The sequence below is a fragment of the Streptomyces sp. NPDC056738 genome, from assembly GCF_042790435.1.
Taxonomy (GTDB): Bacteria; Actinomycetota; Actinomycetes; order Streptomycetales; family Streptomycetaceae; genus Streptomyces.
This window is the reverse complement of the sequence record NZ_JBHTZF010000024.1, coordinates 67,912-90,305: the sequence shown is the minus strand read 5'-3', so window position 1 is coordinate 90,305 and position 22,394 is coordinate 67,912. Positions and strand designations below refer to the sequence as shown.

General features: G+C 68.7%; 19 protein-coding genes. 3 read left to right on the top strand and 16 right to left on the bottom strand.

The window, feature by feature from the left end:
- The first annotated feature begins 561 nt into the window (after window positions 1-561).
- From ACFRIC_RS39220 to ACFRIC_RS39210, 3 genes are all read left to right on the top strand, one after another.
- Window positions 562-1,413, top strand: coding sequence for a hypothetical protein (locus ACFRIC_RS39220; RefSeq protein ID WP_382796495.1), 852 nt, complete (start codon window positions 562-564; stop codon window positions 1,411-1,413).
- Between the two features lie 1,011 nt (window positions 1,414-2,424).
- Entirely contained in the window at window positions 2,425-2,871 is a 447-nt protein-coding gene (locus ACFRIC_RS39215; RefSeq protein WP_382796494.1) for a hypothetical protein, read from the top strand.
- Window positions 2,872-4,065: 1,194 nt separating this feature from the next.
- Window positions 4,066-4,233, top strand: a complete 168-nt coding sequence (locus ACFRIC_RS39210; protein WP_382796492.1) for a hypothetical protein — start codon at window positions 4,066-4,068, stop codon at window positions 4,231-4,233.
- A 4-nt stretch (window positions 4,234-4,237) separates the two neighbouring features.
- Here ACFRIC_RS39210 and ACFRIC_RS39205 read toward each other — a convergent pair whose 3' ends face one another.
- From ACFRIC_RS39205 to ACFRIC_RS39130, 16 genes are all read right to left on the bottom strand, one after another.
- Window positions 4,238-5,701 carry a DUF2637 domain-containing protein gene (locus tag ACFRIC_RS39205; protein ID WP_382796490.1) on the bottom strand — a complete coding sequence of 488 codons (1,464 nt, stop codon included), beginning with the start codon at window positions 5,699-5,701 and terminating at the stop codon, window positions 4,238-4,240.
- A complete protein-coding gene (locus ACFRIC_RS39200; protein WP_382796488.1) occupies window positions 5,698-9,012 on the bottom strand; it encodes a hypothetical protein in 3,315 nt (1,104 codons plus the stop codon). Before ACFRIC_RS39200 ends, ACFRIC_RS39205 begins: the two co-directional genes overlap by 4 nt.
- Window positions 9,012-9,452, bottom strand: a complete 441-nt coding sequence (locus tag ACFRIC_RS39195) for a pilus assembly protein TadG-related protein (protein WP_382796486.1) — start codon at window positions 9,450-9,452, stop codon at window positions 9,012-9,014. Before ACFRIC_RS39195 ends, ACFRIC_RS39200 begins: the two co-directional genes overlap by 1 nt.
- Window positions 9,452-9,895, bottom strand: coding sequence for a TadE family protein (locus tag ACFRIC_RS39190; RefSeq protein ID WP_382796485.1), 444 nt, complete (start codon window positions 9,893-9,895; stop codon window positions 9,452-9,454). Before ACFRIC_RS39190 ends, ACFRIC_RS39195 begins: the two co-directional genes overlap by 1 nt.
- On the bottom strand, window positions 9,892-10,317 hold the full coding sequence (locus ACFRIC_RS39185; protein ID WP_382796482.1) for a TadE family protein: 426 nt from the start codon (window positions 10,315-10,317) through the stop codon (window positions 9,892-9,894). Before ACFRIC_RS39185 ends, ACFRIC_RS39190 begins: the two co-directional genes overlap by 4 nt.
- Window positions 10,317-10,532, bottom strand: a complete 216-nt coding sequence (locus tag ACFRIC_RS39180; protein WP_382796480.1) for a hypothetical protein — start codon at window positions 10,530-10,532, stop codon at window positions 10,317-10,319. Before ACFRIC_RS39180 ends, ACFRIC_RS39185 begins: the two co-directional genes overlap by 1 nt.
- Window positions 10,533-10,576: 44 nt before the next feature.
- A complete protein-coding gene (locus tag ACFRIC_RS39175) occupies window positions 10,577-11,461 on the bottom strand; it encodes a hypothetical protein (RefSeq protein WP_382796478.1) in 885 nt (294 codons plus the stop codon).
- On the bottom strand, window positions 11,458-12,408 hold the full coding sequence (locus ACFRIC_RS39170) for a type II secretion system F family protein (protein WP_382796476.1): 951 nt from the start codon (window positions 12,406-12,408) through the stop codon (window positions 11,458-11,460). The genes ACFRIC_RS39175 and ACFRIC_RS39170 overlap by 4 nt, the downstream gene beginning before the upstream one ends.
- The gene (locus tag ACFRIC_RS39165; RefSeq protein ID WP_382796474.1) at window positions 12,405-13,781 is read right to left on the bottom strand and encodes a CpaF family protein; all 1,377 of its coding nucleotides are present in this window, start codon (window positions 13,779-13,781) and stop codon (window positions 12,405-12,407) included. Before ACFRIC_RS39165 ends, ACFRIC_RS39170 begins: the two co-directional genes overlap by 4 nt.
- Before the next feature lie 94 nt (window positions 13,782-13,875).
- Window positions 13,876-14,697 carry a hypothetical protein gene (locus tag ACFRIC_RS39160; RefSeq protein ID WP_382796472.1) on the bottom strand — a complete coding sequence of 274 codons (822 nt, stop codon included), beginning with the start codon at window positions 14,695-14,697 and terminating at the stop codon, window positions 13,876-13,878.
- Entirely contained in the window at window positions 14,697-15,287 is a 591-nt protein-coding gene (locus tag ACFRIC_RS39155) for an SAF domain-containing protein (RefSeq protein WP_382796530.1), read from the bottom strand. Before ACFRIC_RS39155 ends, ACFRIC_RS39160 begins: the two co-directional genes overlap by 1 nt.
- Window positions 15,288-16,292: 1,005 nt before the next feature.
- The gene (locus ACFRIC_RS39150) at window positions 16,293-16,901 is read right to left on the bottom strand and encodes a hypothetical protein (RefSeq protein WP_382796471.1); all 609 of its coding nucleotides are present in this window, start codon (window positions 16,899-16,901) and stop codon (window positions 16,293-16,295) included.
- A gap of 208 nt (window positions 16,902-17,109) precedes the next feature.
- Window positions 17,110-18,036: a replication-relaxation family protein gene (locus tag ACFRIC_RS39145; RefSeq protein ID WP_382796469.1), complete on the bottom strand. Its 927-nt coding sequence runs from the start codon at window positions 18,034-18,036 to the stop codon at window positions 17,110-17,112.
- The gene (locus ACFRIC_RS39140) at window positions 18,033-20,660 is read right to left on the bottom strand and encodes an ATP/GTP-binding protein (protein WP_382796468.1); all 2,628 of its coding nucleotides are present in this window, start codon (window positions 20,658-20,660) and stop codon (window positions 18,033-18,035) included. The genes ACFRIC_RS39145 and ACFRIC_RS39140 overlap by 4 nt, the downstream gene beginning before the upstream one ends.
- A complete protein-coding gene (locus tag ACFRIC_RS39135) occupies window positions 20,636-21,262 on the bottom strand; it encodes a hypothetical protein (RefSeq protein ID WP_382796467.1) in 627 nt (208 codons plus the stop codon). Before ACFRIC_RS39135 ends, ACFRIC_RS39140 begins: the two co-directional genes overlap by 25 nt.
- Window positions 21,259-22,371, bottom strand: a complete 1,113-nt coding sequence (locus ACFRIC_RS39130) for a C40 family peptidase (RefSeq protein WP_382796465.1) — start codon at window positions 22,369-22,371, stop codon at window positions 21,259-21,261. Before ACFRIC_RS39130 ends, ACFRIC_RS39135 begins: the two co-directional genes overlap by 4 nt.
- Window positions 22,372-22,394: the final 23 nt, after the last annotated feature.

Here is a 22,394-nt window from a genome sequence, read left to right as displayed (position 1 = left end):
CTATTCGCCAGGCTTCGCCACCCCTGGATTCTCATCCAATTGGCGGTGAGGCAGTTGCCAGAGGCTTAAGAATGTTCGGCGGAACCGGCTTGCGCCGCCTGTCTGTGACCTGTCATAGCAGTTGTGGCGAGGGCTGTGATCCGCCTGTCCCGCAGGGGAATGTGCGACACGTATTTGTCACCGGAACGAGGGGGTCGGCGTACTGCTATGCGCGCTGAACTGCGATGTTGGATCACCTCATGACCCAGGCCTGGCCGGAGTACATCTCTGGAGTTTTGGTGCTGGTCACCAGTGCTGCAGCAAGTGCTCTGGCCAAGGCCTGGCGTCGACGTAGAACCCTGCGTCAGGGGCAGGACACTGCCCCTGACGGCAGCGAGTAGCTTTCACGTTCACCAATTCCAATTGGAGTTCACTGTGTCCGAATCAAATAGCGTCGTCCTGAGGACGACAAAAAGCGTCGTCTCTAAGACGACACATTCTCGGCGGCCCGATTCTGAAACGCACCGAATCGATGCATGGCAGCACCTAAGAGACCCAGAAGCCCTCGACCCTGATTTGTGGATGGGCGAGCTGGCCGGGATCCCTCGCGTTCTCGACCACACCGGGACCCTGAAAGAGATCGCGGAAAAATATGACCGCATCCTCGAGGCCATCGAGTACGGCGCCCTGGACGAGGTGAAGGAGACCGACCTGCTTGCAGCCCTGCTTGTGCAGCGAGCCCTGAGGGACAAACTCCAGATCGACGAGCCGAGACTGATCGCAGACGCCCGTCGCCGGAACATCACCTGGTCACGCATTGCTCCCGCCCTGGAAGTGCGCAGCCGACAGGCAGCGGAACGCCGCTACCTCCAGCTACGTCAGGACATTGACGGCATGGTGGGCCACCCTCTGACTCAGAGCGACCGTGTCGAAGTCGCCCGAACCCAGCGAGACCGCAAAGCGGAGCAGCGCTGGGCGACGGAGCACAGCAGTGAGATCATCGACCTGGCTTCCCGCTTGGCCGCGGTCCCCGAGCTTCAGCAGCGGGCCGACTCCTGCCCCAAAGTCACACGCGCCAACAAGGTGGCGGCGCTGCATGCGCGCCGCAACGGCGAACGGGACCCTGCCCCCGTCCACATTCCGTGGCCGGCTCGGCTCATCGAGACAGTGGCTGCCGAAGAAGCTCACCGAGAAGCGGAAGCAGCAGCACGGCAGCACGCTGAAGACCTCTTCCACGAAGACCCAGGTCCGACGCTGGCCCTGCTGACACCGGTCAAATACGCCCGCCTCATCCACCAGATGTTCAGCCTCGTCGGTTACGCAGTCGACAGCGACAACGTCGACCTCACTGACCATCAGTCACTTGTGGACGCGATCCGAGAGCTTTACGCCCGGGCTGGTTCCGATGCCCCCCGCGCTCCCGAGGACTACTGATGGGCTTCCGGGCTGGCACGCGAAGCTCCGCTCCTTGCCCATCTCACCCTCAGCGGTCAGCCGTCGTCTCATGCCAGGCCCACGCCGCACCCGGATTGTTGCCTTCAGCGACTTCGTCGCTGAGGTATCTGCGGCCGGTGACCACGCTGTCAGATCAGTCGCTTGATGTAGGCGGGGCCACGAGGCGGATCGTCCCGCACAGATATCGCCGGCATGGGCTTCAACGACGCGACGTCGGGTACGACACGATGATCTGCGAACTGTTCGGCCCCACCTTCAACACCGCCGCTCGCTACACCCTTCCCTACAAGGCGTGTTGGCCACAGTGAAGACGCCGGCCCGGTTCCAGTAGGCCCGCAGCGCCTTCCGAACTGTCCCAGGAGCTCGGGAACTTCCCGACCGCGCTCACTGTGGAAGTCGGCTTGGCCCACGGCCTGCTGGACGTGGAGGGCGGCCTGGGACTTCGGGGGGTGGAGTCGATCCAGGCCGCCCGCCGCTGCTCATCATGGTCAGCGGACCAGGAACCCCGCCACCTCAGCGGGGCACAGGAGTGAAAGGCCCGCGCACCTGCCCGGAAATGGGCGCGGGCCGCCGCTCGAGCGGGGCGGCCTTCCCCGCGCACTGTTGCGCGGCGGCCAGCATGGGAGAGGGCCAACGGCAGATCCCGCGAGGTAGGTGTTCAGGAGAATTGAGAGCCGACAGCACCGGTCGCATCTGATGGCTGATGTGTGCTCACGTCTCACCTGAAGTTGAGCAAGTACCTCTGTCCACGTGAGTACTTGTACTCACGTGGTGGCGGCTGGCGGCCCGGAGACTGGGCGCATGATACGAACCCCGGCCCTGAACAGCACGTTCACCCGCTCCCCGCACGGCCTGCGCCCCCTGCTCGCATGGCGGCCCTCACCGCGCTGACCCTCACTGCCTGCGGCACAGAGAAGACAGACGCCGGCGGACCGCAGAGCAGCTCCGCCGACACCGTCGGGGCCCGCTCCCAGCACGGCCTTTGCAACGATGCTGAGCGAGGTCGCGCAGCAGTGCCCGCCGAGCGCTGCGCCCACGGTGCCTCCGACCGGTCCGACGAAGGTGTTGCCGTCCGGGCAGACACCGCCGGATGATGCGATCGAGCCGGCCGCCCCCATCGGGGGGCCGGAGGTGGAGCTGAACGCTCGCGACTGGTGCGCGGGCAGCTTCCATGAGGAGCGCATTACGCAGGCGCTGTGGGATGTGGAGGATCCCACCCCCGCCAAGGTCAGGGCGATCCTGAACGGCCTCGGTTATGTCGACGAGCGTATCCACGGCCTCAAGCAGTCCGGTACGGCTACGCGATTCTTCCTCGATCTGCGCGACCAGGGCGGACGGCTTTGCCTGTCCGGCTCGGCGGCCGGTGAGGAGACCGTCGTCGACATGTGCGTGACCTCCGCGACCGGCCCCTTCACAGCCGTAGAGCAGCACGTGTAAGGCAGCGCGTCGGCCGTGGCGGGCGGGCGGCAGCCGACGCGCATGGTGTGAACGAGGTGCACGGTCGGTACGGCCCGCTGCGATCCAAAGGGCCACCACGGAAACCTGAAGTCTGACGTTATGTCGCGTCGGCCGGTTGGACGAGGTGGCAGCCCTCCGGGCTCGCACCGGACAGTGCCAGTCTGGGGTCAACGGCCCAGGCGATGGGCGGGCAGGGCTAGCAAGGTCCAGCGGCGGGCTCTGTCGGCGCCGAGCTGGTACGCGTACCCGTTCGGCGCACACGGATTTCGGGCTGTGTCTCGTTGCTCACGACATGACGATCCAGGACGTATCGAGCTTGCCCGGCGGCGCCGGGCGAGACCTACCCGCAGGATCTCCGTCGCCTTACAACAACGATCAAGCCCGCCTCGCGCTGCGGGGTCTGCTGGACGATGCCTTCGCCCGCTTGCTGTTCCTGCACCCCCTTACCCAGCCGGGCCGAAAACCCCCGATTCCCAATGCCCCGTAGACACCAGGGACAGATGCTGGCCGGGAATCGGTGAGGCGGCCCGGCATCGGAGGGTGAGTCGGCGCTGGACTGCAACGTCAGCCTGCATCAGCGAGAACGCCGTCGCCACGTGGATGCGGCACAGGGGGAGGGGGCCCGAAGCGGATGCACCGGCCCTTCCGAGGGCAGACGAATGGGTCCTTGCCGGTGGCGACTGCCTTGGGCGAGTCGCCGCCCCGGCGGCAGACGGCTGCGGGACGATTCAGGCGTCACGTCGTCTCTCGCTTTCAGATTTGGCGAGGGCGGCTCTCTGCCGTTGTGGTCAGCGACGGCAGGACCAGGCGGTCGCCTCTCCACGTCAAGGCGACCGCCTGCAAGCCGTCCAGTCACGCCCAACATCGCCGCTCGTCCGGCCACCTCCGGGGACAGACAGCGGCATTCCTTTCGTCGGGGCTGCCCGCTCGCTCGCTAGGACGATCTTCTAAATCCGGTGACAGTGACGCCGACGGGTCGGGAGAGCCTCGGCCGTTTTGGGCGCCCTTTGCTCCCGACGTCTGGAAGGGCTCCTCGAAGCCAGGCTGGACGCCTCTCATACGCCCACGTTGCTGCGCTGAAGAAACGCTGTCTGCGAGTCCTCCGCCTTGGAGTTCGGCTGGGTGGATGACCGGCGTGCACCGGGTCTCCCGTACGGGAGACCGGAGGGCACGGTGCACAGCCGCGGCCGGGACCAGATCCTGGGCATCGCCTACAGCGATCACGATCTGGTCGTGTTCCTCGAGAACGCCGCCATCCCGGACCCCGACGAGGTCCTGGACGATCCGCGATGGGTGGAGTGGCGCGGCGGTCATGCACGTGCCGTCACCCCAACGCCCTGACCCGTCACCCATCGCGCCGGGGCGGCCCTTCAGGTGCATATACGGCCTGGCTGGGCCGGTAGTCACTCGGCCGGGTCCTGACTGTCTGCCAGCGGCGTTCGTAGTCGTGTGCGTGGTTGAGGATGTCGTCGGTGGTGATAGCCCGGTTGTACTGGGCGGTGATTCCGTGCTGGGCACAGATCTGAGCGACGGTGTGCGGTGAGGGAACGGTCTTCTCAAGTCGCTGGTCTGCCCAGATCTGGTAGATGCGGAAGTGGAGGAAGTACCGACGCAGCGTGGAGGGGCTGACTGGGCTGCCGTCGCGGCCAGTTACGCCTTTGCTGACAAGGTGTGCGGAGAGCTCCTTGCCCGAGGGCTGTGCGCCGTACAGCTCCTGGTAGTCCCTCCAGGCGAGGTAGTACCGGTCAACCACGGAGAGACCACTGTCGTTTCTCGCCTCTGGCCCCTGCTGTTCTTCGATGTCCGCGTTCACTCGCCTGTTGCGCATTTCCTTAGCTGGGTGCGCTCTTACGTCTGTGGGTGGTGTCGGGGCCCGGCCGTGGACCAAGCCGTCTTTCAGATGGGTGGAGTCTGTTGACGTCCCTTCAGTGGCTGGCTCTCCATCGCCGAAGTCATCGAGCTGGGCACTCGCCGCAGCTTGTTTGTCTTCTGCGGCGTGGAGTTCACCGACTGCGGTGATGATGCCGTTGCGCTTGAAGACGTAGTCCGGCAGAGCAGCGGCGCCCGGGTACCTGTTGTCCATGAACTCGTCGATGCCGGCCGCGGCGAGGCCCGCCGGGGCGGTCTCCGCGAGGGGCACGCCGTAGCGGGCCAGCCGCAGCGGCATCACCGATTCCACGGGGGCCTTGCGGCGCCAGGCGCGGCCGAAGCGGGAGTGCAGACGGGCCTGGTAGACCAGCCGGTCCTGCTCCAGCTTGATGACCTGCTCGTAGGAGCGCAGCTCCCACAGCTTCATGCGGCGCCACAACAGGAAGGTCGGGATGGGGGAGAGCAGCCAGCGGGTGAGGCGGACCCCCTCCATGTGCTTGTCGGCCGTGATGTCGGCTATGCGGCCGATCGCGTGGCGGGCCGCCTCGACCGAGACAACGAACAGCACCGGGATGACGGCGTGCATGCCCACGCCCAGCGGGTCCGGCCAGGCCGCCGCGCCGTTGAACGCGATCGTCGCCATCGTCAGCAGCCAGGCCGTCTGGCGCAGCATCGGGAACGGGATACGGATCCACGTCAGCAGCAGGTCGAGGGCGAGCAGGACGCCGATACCCGCGTCGATGCCGATCGGGAAGACGTAACTGAAGTTCCCGAAACCCTTCTGCAACGCCAGCTCACGGACCGCCGCGTACGAACCGGCGAAGCCGATGCCGGCGATGATGAGCGCACCGGCGACGACCACGCCGATCAGGAGCTTGTGCGGGCGGCCGAGTCTGGCAGGGTGGACTGTTCCCGTGTTCTTCCTGGCGGCCGCGGTCATAAGGCTGGCTCCTCGTTGCTTCTGCGGTGCAGCAGCTCGTTGATGAGCTGTTCCGTTTCGGTCTCCAGGCAGCAGTCGAGAGCCGCGTTGACCTGCTGGATGCGGGCGATCGCAGTGTGCAGGCCGCCCCGGTTCCCGGCCGCCGATTCGAGGACCATCAGGTCCCGGTAGAGCAGCTCTGCCGTTTCGTCGACCTCGAGCCCCGTCGCGATGGCCTTCCGGGCGGCGACGAGATCGTGATGCGGGCCTTTTGCGGTACGCAGGGCTGCCACGGTGTGGGCGACATCGACGATCCGGGTGATCATTTCCTGCTGGAACGGCAGCGCCCATGCAGGCGCCCGTGTACCGAAGGGCCGACCCAGCACGAGAGACAAGGCCTCCTCCAGATCGGGCAGACACTCTGAGCCGCGGGGGAGTGCGCCTTCGGCGAGCTCAAGGAAACGTGTCCAGTCGCAGCGCACACCATCAGCCAGCCGATATGGGGTGTCGCCATTTTGGCGGCGCGGTACGTACGGGTCGCCGTTCGGATCGTTGCCCAGTGCCCGCCGCAGGCCCTGGAGGCGGGCGTTGAGGGTGGCTGGCGACCAGGGGCTGACGGGGTCCATGTCGGCGCACAGCACATCGGCCGTGCGGGCGGGCCGGAAGTAGAGCAGGGCGGCGAGCTGGGCGGAGCGCGGGCCGTGGCCGGTGTGCGCTACCCCGTCCACTTCCACCGGTCCCAGCACCCGGATCTCCGGCCCGCGAGCGCTCTGTACCGCCTCTCCACCGTCCGCGCCCTCAGCCGGCGCCGGGGCGCGGGGTGGTGTCCCAGCCGCGCTGATGTCCCGCTCGCTCCCGCTCGCGCCGTCGTCCCCCTGCCGGGCCGCGACGCTGGCGGGAGCGGTGGATTGTGGGGGCAGCAGGGTCAGGGCAGTGGGATCGGCGGACGCCTGCAGCAGCGCCGGGAAGACGGCATCGTCCGCGTCCGAGCTGGCCGGTGTCGAGCCGTTCCGCCTCGCTGAGAAGGCTGCGCTGTTGTCGCCGGACGGGTCCTCGTGCTGGTGCTCGTCAGGTGCGGCCTGCTTTTCGAGGTCAGGCGGGCCGGGGACGTGCTGCCAGGCGCCCTGTGCCTGGTCGGCGGGATGAGCGGACACCGCGAGAGCGGTGATGATCTGCTGGTAGGCGGCGTGTTCCAGGCGCTGCACCAGGATGTCGATGCCGAGCGGGTCGAAGCGCTGCGGTGTCTGCGCGGAGACGGCGAGGATGTCCGCCTCGGGAAAGTGGCCTGCCGTGGTGCCGGCCGGGGCGATCAGCGTGACGGGAATGGGCAGGTTCTTGCCGAGAACGTCGGCGAACTGCCAGGCCGTGTCGCTGTCCAGGGCGACTGCACACAGCACCACATACGGGTGGTGGGCGGTCTCGGGCATCTGGTGGACCTCCAGCAGCCGCTCGGTCAGATCGCGCAAGGCGTGCGCCGCCTGGCGCATGTGCGCGATCCGGGAGTTCGGCAACAGGACCGGCAGGTCCTCGCCGAATCCGACGGCCACGATCTCGACATCCTGCGCCCACGGACTCATGCCCAGCTCCAGGGCCAGCGACGTGCACACCTCACTGACGTGCACCGGGTCTCCGTCCAGCAGCAGGGCGGGCAGCCGGGCGAGATCGGCGACGACGAGGTCACCGGAATCGGTGCTGCCCACCGTGACCAGGGCCGGGCACGGAGCGGGAACCGTATGGGCCTCGTCCTCGGCCAGAAGTTCGGCGTCGGTATCGAGTTGCCACCATCCGGCTTTTCCCGCAACGAACGGGGCCTGCGGCGCAGCTGCGAGGTCATCGGGCAGCACCTGCACCGTGCGGGCATCGAGCCGCGCTCCCCGCAACGCAGGCACCTCCCGGCCATCCCGGTCCGCACTGTGGGCCATTGTGCGCAGCACCACGTCCAGGCGGGCCGTGCCCAAAGGTTCGGCGGCCGCCGCAAGCTTTGCTTCGGCGGGCGCGGTCTCCTGCGCGATGGCGATCGTCTCGCCCGGTTCGCGGCGCCTGCGCTGCAGCGTCCGGCGCAGCGCGAGGGCTGCGGTGACGGCGGCCGCCAGCAGCGCACCGGCTCCCAGAACGGTACGCAGACTCAACACGCCACTGTCCGAGGCCGGTTCGACGGTGTCGGGCGAGGCGGAGGGTGGTTCCGGCTGCTCAGGGACGGCGCTGATGGACGGCGGTGTGCTCGGAGCGGACGAGTCGGTCTCGGGCGCGGCTGTGGGTGTGGTGCTGCGGCCCGGTGCGGCGGACGGAGCGTCGTCGCCGTCCCGGTTTGTGCCGGTGGGCGGCTTGCTGCCGGTGTGATCGCTGCCCGGGCGGTCCGTGGACGGGCCGCTGGGGCGAAGGCGGGTACCGGCCACAATGACCTGCTGTCCTGGATAGATCAGGTCGGGATCCGTGATGGCCAGCAGCCCGTCCGGCTGTGGCTTGCCGCGGCTGGCCTCGAACAGGCGGGGCCACGCGTTGCGATCGCCGAGCTCGGCCTCGGCGATCGCTGAGAGGGAGTCACCGGAGCGGACCGTGACGACGTGCTCGCCCTTCTCGACGCTCGCGGCCCCACGTTCCTCAGTCTGCGTCCGCAGGCTTTGACGCCCCGACTGCTCCGGCATGGCCAGTTTCCAGCCCGGCTGCAGGAAGCTGCTGGACTTGAAGACGTGCCCGCCCGGCATGGTGTGGCCCTCGTTGAGGTCGGCGATCTCCCTCCACCGTTCGCCGTCGCCCAACTCCCTTTCCGCGATGCTCCACAGACTCTCCGCAGGCCGGCTCTCGCGCACCGTGTACGACGAACTCCCGCCCGCAGCAGCAACCTGCACATCCCGGCCGCTCTGCGATGCCGCCTGACGCGGGGAGGCCTGGCCAGGCATGCGGGCTGCGCCGGCGGTCGTCGTCACGGCCTGCGCATCGGAGGCCAGGGCCGAACTGGCGGGCAGTAAGACCAGGATGCTGCCAACCAGGAGCGCCGCGGCACGCTGCGAGGCACCCAGCCCGCGCGGGGCGTGCCACCGGCGGCCGCGCATCTGCGCGACCAGCTCCCGCACTATGCAGAACGTGAACTGGGCCCACCCGATCCAGCCGATGGCCACCAGCACGAGCAGGAACACGCCTCCGGTGTCCTGCCGGTCCAGCAGGTGCGCCAGGTCGTCGTGGCCGGCCGCCCAGATGACGGGGGTGGCCCAGGCCAGCAGCGGTGGCAGAGCGCCGACTGTCGCGGTCAGAACGAGCAGGCTGAGCACGGCCCGGCCGATAGCAGCCAGGACGCCGTCGGCCGACCGGGCGGGAGTGGGGGTGGCGGGCATCAGTTTCCTTCGGGTGCGGTGACGCCGTGCAGGAGAGTGGCCGTTGCATGTCCGGTCACCGGCAGCGAGCCGATCCCGACGGCCGACAGGAACGCCGTGTCGGTGGAGCCGTTCACGGTGACGGCGATGCTCTTGCCGTCCCCGGACACACGAACGGTGCCGGTGGCGCCGGCGGAGCGCAGATAGGCCTGGGCGGCAGCGGTCGCGTCCTGCGGGTCCACGGTGATCGCCTTGCCGGTGACGGCCTGGGCCGGGTCGATGGCCTGCCCGCCTGCCCGGGCGGCCTCGTCGGCGACATAGTCGGCGCGCTCGGTAGCGGCCATCTTGGCCCCGCCGTCGACGGCGATGCCGATGATGCCGATCAGCGCGATCACGCACACCGCGACGAACACTGTGACACCGCCACGGTCGCCTGCACCACCCGCCCACCGCAAGATCATCAGTCCCCTCGCTGCCGGTACGCGTCAACGATCGACGTCGCGGTGGACGTCAGCGTCCGGGCACCAGGTGCGCCCGGCAGCAGAAGGTCGGACAGGCCGACGGTGCAGGTCACGCTCACCGTCACGGTCCCGACCTGGCCGACCGGCACGTTGAGGCCGCCCGTGTCGACGTGGACGGTGGTGGAGGAGCAGGTGATGCCCTGGTCGGCCAGGGACTCGGCGGCCGCCGCACGGGCAGCGGCCTGGGCCGAGGCCGCGGTGCGGTGGATGGATGCCTCCCGCGCCGCATCCTCGGCAGCGGCATCGATCTTCGCCCCGGAGATGACGATCCGCCCGCCGGCGATCGCCAGACACAAGAACATGATCAGCGACGGGACGATGACCGCAGCCTCGATCGCGGCACTGCCCGCATCACCCGAGATGCGCCTTCGCCCGCCGCTCATCGCCCCGGGACCGTCCACTGCTCCACAGCCCCGGAAGCCGACTGCCGCACCTGCAGCCCGGCCACACCCGGAATCATCGACAGGGCGGTACCCGCCACCTCGATCCGCACCCGCTGCCCGTCGCTGCTCGCACGCACGCTGTAGTCGCTGAGGCTGTCACCCGCGGTCCGCTCCAGCACATCCCGGGCCCGGGCCACACCGTCGCCGGGCCCCGCCTGGTAGGCACGGGCCGCAGCGGCCCCCTCACGGGCGGCAGTCACAGCGATCTGCCGCGCGTAGTACCACAGGGACGCCTGGATGACCGCGATCGTGGCGAACAGCACGAGAGGGAAGACGATCGCCATCTGGATCGACGTGTCACCGCGGTCATCGCTCCAACGCCGCCCCCGCCACCAGCCTTTCAACCTCTGGGAGGGGGACATCACAAGCCGGAGAGTTTGCCGTTGTACTTGGAGACCACCACGGCGATGGTTCCGGCGATCAGCACAGCGCCGGTGACCGCAGCCACCCAGATGATCACGGTCGTGGTGCTGATGTCCCCACGGTCCGGCCGCCGCCGGGCATCCTCCAAGCCCTCCTGCAGGCGTGCGGTCAGCCAACCGACCGCACGATAGGTACGGGCTGCGGTGTACCTCATGATCCGTTCCTTCCTTGGGCGTTGAGATAAGTCGACGGGGTCTCTCAGACGGTCAACATGCGGATCACCGCGGGGAACGCCATCAGCAGCATCACCAAAACGGCGAGCAGGGCGCCCGGGGCGGTCATCTTCTCGCTGGCAGCGTTCGCCTCCGCCGCCTGAGCGGCGAGCAGTTCGGAATTCAGCGCGGCCGTGCGGGCACGCAGCGCCTTGTAGACGGCGGCCCCGTCGGTCGCCGAGCCCCGCATGATGTCCGCGACATCGCCCAGGACCGGCAGGTCGTACTCCGCCGCGAGCTCGGTGAGCGCCTGATACGGCGGGATCTTCTCCAGCCGGGCCCGGCGCAACGCACCCTGCAAAAACAGGAACGGCCAGCCGCGACCGACCACGGCAGCCTTCTCCAATGCCTCGGCCGGGCCGGCATCAGCGGCCCGCTTGAGCGCGACCAGGTCCAGATAGGCCGACAGCGCGTGCGCAAAATCCTCCCGCGCCCGCCTGGCCTGGTCACGCACCGCAAGGTCCGGGGTGATGAAAAGCCCTCCCGCAACCAGCAGCCCAACCCCAGCGGGCACATAGAACGGCAGGCCCACCCCAGCGACGATCCACGGAATCGTCGCGATCACCGGACACAGCAGCCCCAGCGCAGCGAACGCAACCTTCTTGAGCACGAACTGCCCCGGGCCCAGCCCCAGCAGCGCCAGGTTCTTCACCGGGACCTGCACCCCGGGCAGGCGCTCAAGGCGGGTTAGCAGCCACCGCCCCCACACCTCGTCCCGGTCCAGCTCCACCTCGGGCATCGTCAACGTCGCCGGGGCGCTGCGCGCGAGCGCGGCCGCCAGCGCGGGCTGAGGCTGCAGGAGTTCCCGGATCAGCAGCGCCACACCGGCGCCGACGATGCCGCCAGAGGCTACGACGGGAAGCAGGTTCACGGTGCGGCTCCTTCAGACAGCCGCTCCGCGCTCCGCAGATGATCTGGTTCCGGGACGGGGGCGGGCAGGCGGACCGTGCTGGCCGGGTCGGGGATCAAAAAGCGCGGGATGCGGCGGAAGCTGCCCAGCTGCCGCATCAGGGCGAGCACCCCGATGAAACCGGCGGTCAAAAACGCCAGCACCAGCTGTCCGAGCAGAGTGGAGTAGGGCCGGGTGTAGGACGGGACGAAGAACCCGGCGACCACCACCCCGACCGTGATGATCGTCATCCAGCGCACCGTGGTCCGCGGCTTGGCCCGATCCGCCTCGATGGCGCGCTTCTTGGCAACCTCCTCACGGACGGTCCCGGACAAGTCCTCGAGCGCTTGCGCCAGGCCCGGGCCCCGGTCGTTGACCGAGAGAACCAGCGCAGCAACCACCTTGTCCGCCGTGACGTCGTCGAGTTCCTCGGCGAACGCGCGAAGCGCTTCCTGCGGCCGCCACCCCAGCCGCAGCCGGTCCGACAGGTTGGCGATCTGCCCGGCGAGCTCCTCCGGCGCCCCCTGACGACTCGTGATCATCGCCTGCTCCAGGCCCATCCCCAGACGCAGCAGCCCAGCCAGCCGCTGCGTCCACTCGGACAAGCCCTCCAACTGCCCGATCCGCTCCTTCGCCAGCTGCCCCGGACTGATCAGCCACGGCACGCCGACCACGGCCGCACCCAGCAACACGCCGCCCACGAAGTTGCCGGAGACCAGCCAGACCGCGACGAACACCACGCTCCCCGCCGCAGCCAACGTCCCCCGCCGCAGCCGAGCATCCTCACTCTGCAACCCGTGATGCCGGGCCTGCCACCGGCGCCGCAGCGGCGCACGACGAGGAGCAGTCGTGCCCACCACACCGGCGACCACACCCACCAACCCGGCAACCAACGTCATGCCACTGAGCAGCGCCCACAACAGCATCACCGGCCAACCCCCACCTTCAGCGGCAACGGCCCCGCCCACGCCCCGTACGGCTGCTGCAGCAGAGCCGAGTCGAAGCCGACCCGACGCAGGTCATCGATGCATCCCGGGTCCATCCGCGGCACCGCCCGCAGCTCACCGAACTCGCGGCCGGGGGAGAAGACCTCATTCGTCGCAGGCCGGCCGTTCTCACCGATCCCAGTCAGCTCCAGAACATGCGAGACGTAGCGGTGACGGCGGCCGCCGATCTGCGTCTCATCCGTCATATCGACGTACACGACAAAGTCCAGACCGTTCGCCGTCTGCCGATACGCCAGAGCCTCCGACAGATTCCCCTGGGCGAGCGCATACAACTCAGCGATCCGGTCGAAGACGATGTCCGCACGCCGGGCATGGATCGTGCACAGATTCCCGCCGGAGCCGTTCGTCAACGCCTGCATCATCGCCACGACCTCCGGCCCGCGGACCTCACCGACCACGATCCGCTCCAACGACATCCGCAACGCCGGATGCATCAAATCCAGCAGACTCACCTCGCCAGCACTGCGCCCAGAAGCGTCGCGCTCCCCGTTGGACTCGCGGCCGACCAAGGAAACGACCTGACGGTGGTAGCCGTTGGCATGGGCGAACAACTCATCCTCGGTCTGGATGGTCGCGAACCGGCACTCCGGATCGAACTCGCGCAGCATCGCCCGCAGCAGCGTCGTCTTCCCCGCCTTCTGCTTTCCCGCGATCATGACGTTCTTCTCCGCCCGCACACACGCGCCAAGGAACTCCCGCAGGACCGGATCGATGGCGCCGAGTCGGACCAGGTCGTCCAGGCCAGCTTGGGAGACCCGGTGCCGGCGGATCACCGCGTACGTCATCGGCCCCAGCCCCGTGATCGCCTGCAGACGCGAGCCGTCCTGCAACGACAACGCCAGCGTCGGACTCGCGGTCGAGATGGTGCGCTCGCCGTGCCCCGATCCACGAGCCAACTCCCGCAACAGTTCCAGGAGTTCTTCCTCCGAATCGGCGACCGGGCCCACCCGGCGGCGCTCACCGTCGCCGTAGTCCAACCACACCTCATCCGGGCCCTGGATGATGATGTCCTCGACCCGCTCGTCATCCAGGTACGGCTGCAGCCGCCCAGCACGAAACAGCAGGTCATAAACGCCGCGCCTCAGCGCCTCGTCCTGCTGCGGCGTCATCGCCTGAGCATCCGACCACAGCGCGACCGCCTCGTTGATCCAGTCCAGACAGCGCTGCTCCTCACTCGCACGGTCCATGCCCGGCGTGGTCTTCAGCAGTTCCTCACGCTGCTTGGCCACCTGAGCAGCGATATGCCGGGCCACCCGATAGTCGACGGTGACCTGCGGCGCGGAGCGGCCCAGCACGTGCGGAGCTGAAGCAGCACCGGCAGGCGCAGCTGTCCCTGTCCCTGGACGGGGACCAGGCGGCGGCGCCACCGTCGGATCGGCGTGCAGAGGCCTACCGCGCACGACGCACCCCCGTAGCCAGCACCGCACGCGGATCGAGACGAGCACGCCGCACAGCAGCCCGCTGCACCAGCAGCGCACCAGCAGTCCGTGCGGTCTTCATCAGCTTCGACTTGGTGAAATGCCGCGGCTGCTCATCACCGTCGGACAGGACACGGGCATCCTTCGGCGCATACGGGAGGGTCGCTACGACCGGTACCTGGAGCACGCGCTGGACTTCGCCCGCCGGGTAGGGGCCTTCATCGATCACCAACAGCCCGACGTCCCCGACTCGTTCATCCAGTTGACGCACTCGTGCCTGCGCGGACTGCAGACACCGCAGGGTGTTGCGTACCACGACGATCACGGCATCGGCCCGGTCGGCCAGGACAGCGGAAGGGCCGAACGCACCGCGGCGCCCGAGATCGAGCAGGACATCGTGACCGTGGTCGGCCTCGATGCCCCGGAACATCTGCGACAGGGCCTTCCACACCGAGCCAAGACTCGCGGCCTGCGCGGGATCGGTGATGCCCGGCAGCAACAGCCGATCCGGCGCCGAGTCACGAGGCCCGTCCTCGCCGTTCAGGTCGATCAACTGCCGCCAGAACGCCTCACCGAACTCGCCCTTGCGAGCCGCAACCGACAGGTTGGGCAGCCCGTACCGATCACCGAGAGTGCCCTGCAGCAGACCGTGCAGCACAGCCCCGCCATCCGGGTCGCACTCGGCGAGAATCATTCGCCGCCCCGGCTCCAATGGCCAGCCCAGCAGCAGCGCGAGCGCACTCGTGGTCACGCCGGGCGAACCGCTGCACCCGGCTAAGGCGATCACTGCCATCAGCGGCCGCCGGGGGCCGCAAGAACCAGACGCAGGGTGCCAGCCGCCACCCACGCCGCAGCGGTCGGCCCGTCATCGGCGGACGTGGCAACATCGACGACCACCACACCAGTACCAGGTGCAGCGCCCGAAGCCTTCACCACGCGTCCGGGCAGCGTCCGGGGCGAAGAGTCGGGCGCCTTGTCTATTTCGGCCTCACCCTGCACAGGGACGTGCACGAGCTGAACCTTCTGACCAGGCATGAGAGCTGTAGCGGGTACCTGGTCAGGCTTGAGCCCAATCGGCACCAGCTGCTCGCCTGCCTTGACGAGATCGTCCCGGGTCACCTGCGAAGGGGCCAGCAAGGAGCCGGGCCGCAGCTCCACAGCGGCCCGCTTGCCCACCACCTGGCCCAGGTCATCGGCGTTGACGGCCTTCACCGTTGAGTCCAAGGCGACGGATGCCTTGCCCAGATCCTTCGCGGTGAGGACCTGGCCGACCTGCACGTCGCGGACCACGGTGACAACCTGCGTGCGGTGCCCGACTTGGAGCAGCAGGACTGCCACACCGGCACCACCGGCCGCGATCAGCCCCAGCGACAAGGCGATCATGCCTGGCCGGCGGCGCCGGGCTGACACCCGCGGCGGGCTGACGGAGCCAGCCACGTCGGTCAGCGGCAACCCACGCTCGGCGACCGCTGTCGATTCCTTCCTCTTACTCAATGTCGTGATCCTTCCAGCGGTCCTACCGGACGACCTGAACCTCGCCGATCCTCACCTGCGTCTGCGACTGCCGTGTCTCGGTGAACTGGCCTGTCTCACCAGCGCCGTTGACCTGCCAGTCGACCGTCCAAGTGGCGACGGCGGCCACGGAGTACCTCCCGCCCCTCTGATCGGCCGACGTACGCGTGTAGGTGTGGCCGCAGGTCGGGGACTCCTGCCTGCCGTAAGAGGCCGCGTACCTTGTGCCGGGCCCGTCGCAGATCACTGCGGATCCGTCCCCCATCGCCCAGTTGATGCGGGTGACCTTGGCGGTAGCCGTGACTGTTACGCCAGCCAGACTCGCGGATGCGGAGTTGGGTCCGTATGTGGTGGGGGACTGGCGGACCCACATCCACATCGGCATGCCAACCACGTAGCGGCCTGCGGCGCGTGGGCTGGCGACGTCTGGGCCCGTCAACAGCATCCGATCGACGGCCTCGCGCGCCAGTTGCTCAGGATCCACGTTCACAGCGGGGTTTCCGGCCGCCCAGAACACCTGAGGGACAATCTGGGCGCCAACCGCACCCCCGAGAGCGTCGCTGATACACACTCGTGTGTAGATGGCACCGTCGCCGGGCTTATGCCCCTTCCACACGGGATCGCTCGCGGGGGGTTGGGGGTTGAGGCGTTCCACCGCGCAGATCTGCGGTTTGGGATTCGTACCCTTTGCGGGGTGGCTGCCAGGTCTGCTGTGGTGAGTGCTTCCTGGTGAGCGTGGTTGCTCTCGACACACGGTCACGTACTGGCCCACGCCCTCGCACTCACCGCCGATGACAGGGTCGTCGCTTGCGGCGCTGGGGGTGATACCGATGGTGGTCGCGGCAGCTGCCAGGAGCATTGCTGAAACGGGGTGCCTCAGCATGTCTGCTTCCCATCAGGGATGATCTCTGTGATCCGCCACTGCTTGCCCCACTTTTCCGCCTTGGCTGTGGTGATGTAGCGCAGCGGCTGCGCTGATGGGAACGGTTTTACCTGCCCCGTCTTCTTCTTGATCGTGTTCCAGTGGGAGATGTCCAGGCAGTCTCGCAGTGTCGCCTTCGGGACCGCTCCGTTCAGGGTCAGGGATGCGACCTCGGCCCGGTGTGTGGGAGCCCCTTTTGTGGCGGTGCCTGCCCGCTGCATGACCAGGACGTCGGCCATCGCTTGGCCAAGTGCCTTCTTGGTGGCGTACTTCTTGAGATCAGTGCCTTTGATGTCCGCCTGGCTGTAAGCCTTCACCTGCTCGACCCAGAACGCGCTGTAAGCCGCCAGTACATCCGTGCGTCCAGCGGTCTGCGGATCTGAGTTGGGGGACGTCGAGGAGCGCGGCGAACTGCTGCTGGCTGACGGCTGTTCTGCGGCACCGTCGGAGTCTCCGCCGCTACTGCATGCGGAGAGCGTCATCAGGCCGCTTGCGACGAACAGGGCCGTTGCGGGCTTCCAGCGAAGAGTGGTGCGCCCTTGCAGGCGTGGTGCTCGTGTCACGGTGTCTCCCCCGTACGGCATGGTGCGAGCTGGTGCGCTGGCGATGCCGACGTCCGCAGAGTGCAGTGCGGTGCAGTCGGCCGGACTGTCTTGCTCTGTTTGCGGAGTTGAAAGACTACGCATATGCACGTCCCTTTTCGGCTTGACTGACGCGCCACAGGCGCTACTTGGCTTGAATCTAGTCACAATTTGTCTTTGCGTAAGCGAATCATGGGTGGAGGGTGTGCCAGGGGCGGGGTTCGGGGCTGCCCGCGAGCGGGATCCATACGGGTGCGCTGGGGGAGTGGGCCTCGAGATCGTCGAGTGTGGCGGCGCCCAGGGGTACCTCGCGGGCGAGGGCGGCGACGTGGGGGTGCTGGGCCGTCATGTCCTGCAGGTCTTCGATCCGGCGGGTAAGCCGTTGGGGGGAGGCGCCGGTGAGGATGAACAGGATGCGCGGGTAGAGCGGATACCAGCGCTGCCACAGCGGGCCGGTCTCGGTGCGCGGGTTGGGGTGTCGGCGGTTGGCGGGCGGGGGGTGATGGGACCAGAGCCGGGCGTAGTCGATCAGCTTTGCTGCGAGGCGTTCGCTGCTCATGGTGGTGCGGTCGATTTCGATGAAAGCGCGTAGTTTTCGGCGCTGTTGGCTGTCGTTGAGGGTGTAGTGCAGGACGGCGTCGGCGATGACGCGTTCACGGTCACCGAGTGGGTGGGCCACCTCGGGGGTCCAGTCGAGAGGGCCGTGTTCATCCCCGCGGCGGCGGGCGTCGGCCGCGAAGGCGAGGTGGGCGCGGAGCGTCGTCAGAGTGTGTGGGGTCTTCATCGATGCTGCGGTGGCCGAGGTGATCGGGTAGGGCGGGCGCCCGCGTAGACCGGGCCAGTCCCGGGTGAGCCGTGCCCCCTCGGGTGTGAGGTACCAGGCCCGGGTGCGGTTCGAGTTGGGCAGCACGACGTGGTCGAGCAGGCCGCGGCCTCGGAGCCGGTTCAGCGGGCGGGAGACAGTCTGGCGACTCGCGTCGGGGCGCAGCATCTGATGAAGCTGGCTGGTGGTGGCCATACGGTGCTGAGCGAGGGCAGCCAGCAGCTGGTGGGGGAGCGGCTCGAGGGGACTGGGCGTGAACCGCGACGGTCCGGCGGCCGCTGCCGCGCTGGTCACTGGAATCCCCTCTGGGTCTTGGGACGCGCGGATGATCTCGTGGCCTGCTGGGTGAGAAGGGCGCTGACGCGGTCGAGATGGCCGGGCGCGCGGCGGGTGAGCTGATCGAGCGGCAGAGCATGGGCAGCCGTGCGGGCGGCGTGCTCCAGGGCCGGGACATTGCGGGGGCGGGCCTGGTCGGTGAATACGTCGTCGAGATGGGGGCCGCGCAGCTGAAGGGGGCCGATACGCCGGCCGTGGACGGTCAGCGTCGTGTAATGCTCGTAGCGGTCCAGAGCGGCAACCTGCTCGGGACTGGGCTGGTCGCCCCACTCGGCGGTGATCGCAGCGACCGCAGTCCGTGATCCAGCGGTGGTCGCCAGACTCGACGCGTTCTGCGTCAGCGACATCCGCACCGGGCCGGGCAGCCGGGCCAGCAACTGCGTCATGCCGTGGACGTGCACCTTGTACTTGCGGAAGTCCTCGAACATGGCGGCGATCGTCTCGGGCGCGGCGCCGGTCAGGGTGATCAGCTCGTCGAAGTAGGCGCGAAACGGCACCCGCCGGCCGGCTGGGGTGTCCCGTCGGGAGCGCACAGCACGCAGCAGGTCGTGGGCGAGCAGCGCGGTCAGGAGCCGGTCGGTGGGCCCGTTGCCGCCGGGGCACACCCACACGATCATGCGCTGGTCCATGGCGGTGCGGATGTCGTAGACGCTGGCCGGCTGGCCGAGGAAGGCGCGGGTGACCGGGTTGGCGGCCAGGCGGCCCAGCGGATTGAGAACGACAGCGAACGCGTCGGCGGGAAAGGTCGGAAAGACGCTCTGCCACCAGGAGCGGATCTCCTCATCGAGCCGGTCCCCCACAGCGGCCAGCGCCGCGGCCCGAAAGGCGGGGTCGGTCAGCAGGGACCGCACCTGGAAGAGCGTGGCCTGGTCCTCGGGCCGACCGGCCTGACAGGCAGCCTGGTTGACGGCCACAAGGACGGACAGCGCAGCGGTCAGGATGGTCAGTGCGCGCGGGGCGGCGGCATCGTCCCAGCCCAGCGCCGCGGCGAAACCGTCGGCGACCGCCTCCACGACCTCATGCGCAGCCGGGCCCTGCCCCTGGTGCAAGCCGAGCGGATTCCACGAACTGACCCGGGGGGTTGGGCCGACCGCGTTGAGGTCGACCAAGGCGATGCGATCCATCAGCTCAGCGTGCGCAAGAAATGGTGCAGCACGCGGCCAGGAGTCACGATGCGGATCCAGGAACATCAGCCCGCCGCCGGCATGCGCCCAGCCGATCGCCTGGGCCAGGGCACGCTCGGTCTTCCCACCGCCTGCCTTGCCGACCGCGCACTCGAACAAGGTCTCTTCCGCATAGGTGGCCACCAGCCGGCGGCGCCCGTCGGGCGCCCGGTGGATGCCCTGCAGCAGCAGAGCAGGATTGCCGAACTCGAACGACGGCAACTCCGGCGCCAGCAGCGGCAGACGGCAGTGCACGGTCGGCGGCTTGAGCAGCCCGGTGACCTCCTCCAGCCGCACCCAGTTCGCCCGGGGCGGCTGACAGTGCCCATACCTCCACCGCCGCTCGAAAGAACGACGGCTGGGCCACCGGTCGGCACCCACCCGCCACGGCCCGAGCCGCAGACCGCGCATCGCCCAACGCGACTGCGCACCGAACACGTCGAAGGCGGCCTGAAGTTGGCCCAGCCGCGCCTCGGACCGTCCCTCGATGTCGGAGGCGCAGGTGACCAGCAGCTGCACCCGCACTAGCTGATCGTCATGCGCGAGCTTGCCCAGCGCCTCGTCGGGATCGATACGCTGCGGCACCGGCGGCATCACCAGCCGCCGCGTCCCCGAGCCGCCCTGTGCGCCCAGCACCTGCCAGAACTGGCGGCCCAGCGAGTCCTCGATCCCCGCCGCATCCCGGCGCATCCAGTGAACGGAACGCCGGACCTCACGGCGCTCCGCGCGGCGCGCGGCCTGCATCAGGTGCAGCCGCCGCGCCCGCAACGCCCATTTCGGAGCCCGTTGGATGTCCAGGCGGATCTCGGCGAGGTCACCGAGATCCGCACGCAGATCACAGACCGCGTCCACCAGGGGCTGCAGCGGGTCGGGCTCAAGCGGCACCTCCCGCAACGGGGCGATCGGCCTGCCCCGCAGAACGAACTCGGCCCGCACCGTGTGCTTGCGCGGCTTGTCGGTGATCGGACGGGCCCGGGTGACGGTGACGGCCGGGCCGAACGGAGTGATGGACAGCAGCCGTTCACCACCGACCGGCCCCTCGATCCGGTAGCGCAAAGGACGCGAACCATCAGCACGCAGCCTGATCTGCACCGCCTTGGTGCGACGTGGCGCCCACCACGGCATGCTGGTCGAGGCGCGGGCCAGCTGGACCCCGCGGCGGAAAATCTCCTCAAGGCCCGGGTCGAAATGCCGGGCCGCCTCCAGCTCGAGCGCCATCCGCTCGGCAGACGCTTTCAACGCAAGGCGCCGCACGAGGACTTCACCCGCAGCCCACAGCAACGCTGTGGCCAACGGGACCAGATACCAGTGCGTGCAGAGCCAGTCGGCAGCATCGACCAGGCCGCCCCACAGGCCGAGCACCTGGCTTGCGGCCATGCCGCTCGGCCGGCTGGTCAGATCCGGGGCTGTGGCATCCATGCGGTGTCTCCTTTCGTTGACGTGCGGACGAAATGCCAGTCGGCAAGGCGCCGGTCGGTGTAGGTACCGCCGCGGTCGGCCCCGGCCCACACCAGGTGCACCACCGCCCGGTCCGGATCTTTGTCGCGGCGGGCGATCGCAGCCTGGACGCGGAACCGGCTGAACGCCGGTGCGATGGTCCGGGTCTGGTCGTCGAAGATCTGCGGCCAGTGGCTGCGGCCGATGCCGGTGGCGTCGGCCCGCAGCAGCGAGCGGCCGGCCGCGAGCAGCTGGGTCTCATCGCGGGTGGGGAGGTCGGCGGGCCAGGCGGTCTGCAGCGTCTGCTGGATGATTCGGTCGCCGGCCGCCCCTTCCCCGTGCGGTGGGAGCTCCGACGCACGTGTGCTCTTCGCCGGTGTGGCAGGCCCCGTCGGCGGTGACATGGATGATGCGGGGTGCAGGCCGGGGGAGGAGGGGACATCTGGTCGGGAAGCCCTGCCGGTCACGGCAGACGATTGGGGTGTTGTGTGCGGCATGTCGAGGACGATCAGCCCCATCCCGGCCAGGACCGCGGTGGCGATCAGTAGCAGGCCAGGTGAGCGCGGGCGGCTGGATGCGGTCATAGCAGGCGGGCCCCTCCCGCATAGCCGGACATGGTGGTGACCGCGTCTAGGCGCACGACGGTGTGCGGCCGTGGCGCGTCGACCATCTGACCGTCACCGAGGTAGATCCCGACGTGATAGATCGTGGAGTCCCGGCCGGGGATATCAGCGAAGAAGACCAGGTCACCAGGCTTCAATGCGCCTGCGCCAAGGCCGGCAGGGATCCGCCTGCCCATCTGGGACTGTGCGGCTGCGGTACGCGGCAGCCGGATGCCGGCCGTGGCGAACGCGTACAGCGTCAGTCCCGAGCAGTCGAAGCCTCTGGTGCCCGCACCGCTGCTCCCGCTCGGCGAGCAGCACACGCCGTACGACGGGCCGCCGGCGGTGCCGCCTCCCCACGAGTACGAGACACCCCGCTGGGAGAGCGCGGCCTCGATCACCGCCCGGACCTTCCCCGACACGTTTTTCAGGTCCGGAGCGTTGGCAGCCGCCGTGTACTGGTCGATCCAGCCCAGTACGTTCGCCACGTACGCGCTGGAGTGGTTGTACTGCCAGATCGCGGCCTTCAGCTGTGCACGCTGGCCCAGGTTCCGGCCGCCCCCGCACAGATAGACAGCGGCACCAAGGGCCGCATCGTCGGCATTGTGCGGGTCGGCAACCGTGTCTCCGTTGGCGTCCCGGCCGGCCGACTCCCACGTGGCGGGCATGAACTGGAACGGCCCGACGGCACGCTCCCCGCTCGCGGTCCCATCCCACTTACCGCCGTCGGCATCCGGGAAGACGGTCGTGTTCCCGCCCGCGCCGGAGCCGTTGAGGAGCACCCCGTAGATCTTCGGGCGGATGTCGCCGTTGCCGGCGATGCTGCGGCCCACGGCGTGGTTGGACTCGACCTTGGCGATCCCGGCCAGGACCGGCCAGCGCATACCCCGACACCCAGCAACGTACTGTCCGACCTCCTGGACAGCCCTCTTGTAGGCGGTCAGCATCCGCGGCGGAATCTCTGCGGCGCTGCCACCCTCCGCGATCCCGCCCGTGTCCTGCGCACCCGTCTTCAGCGCCATATACGCGCTGATCGCATTCCCTACCGGCGCAGCACAGCACACAGCGGCGAACGCCAACAGTGCCACCATGCACCCCCACCGCCGGATGCGGC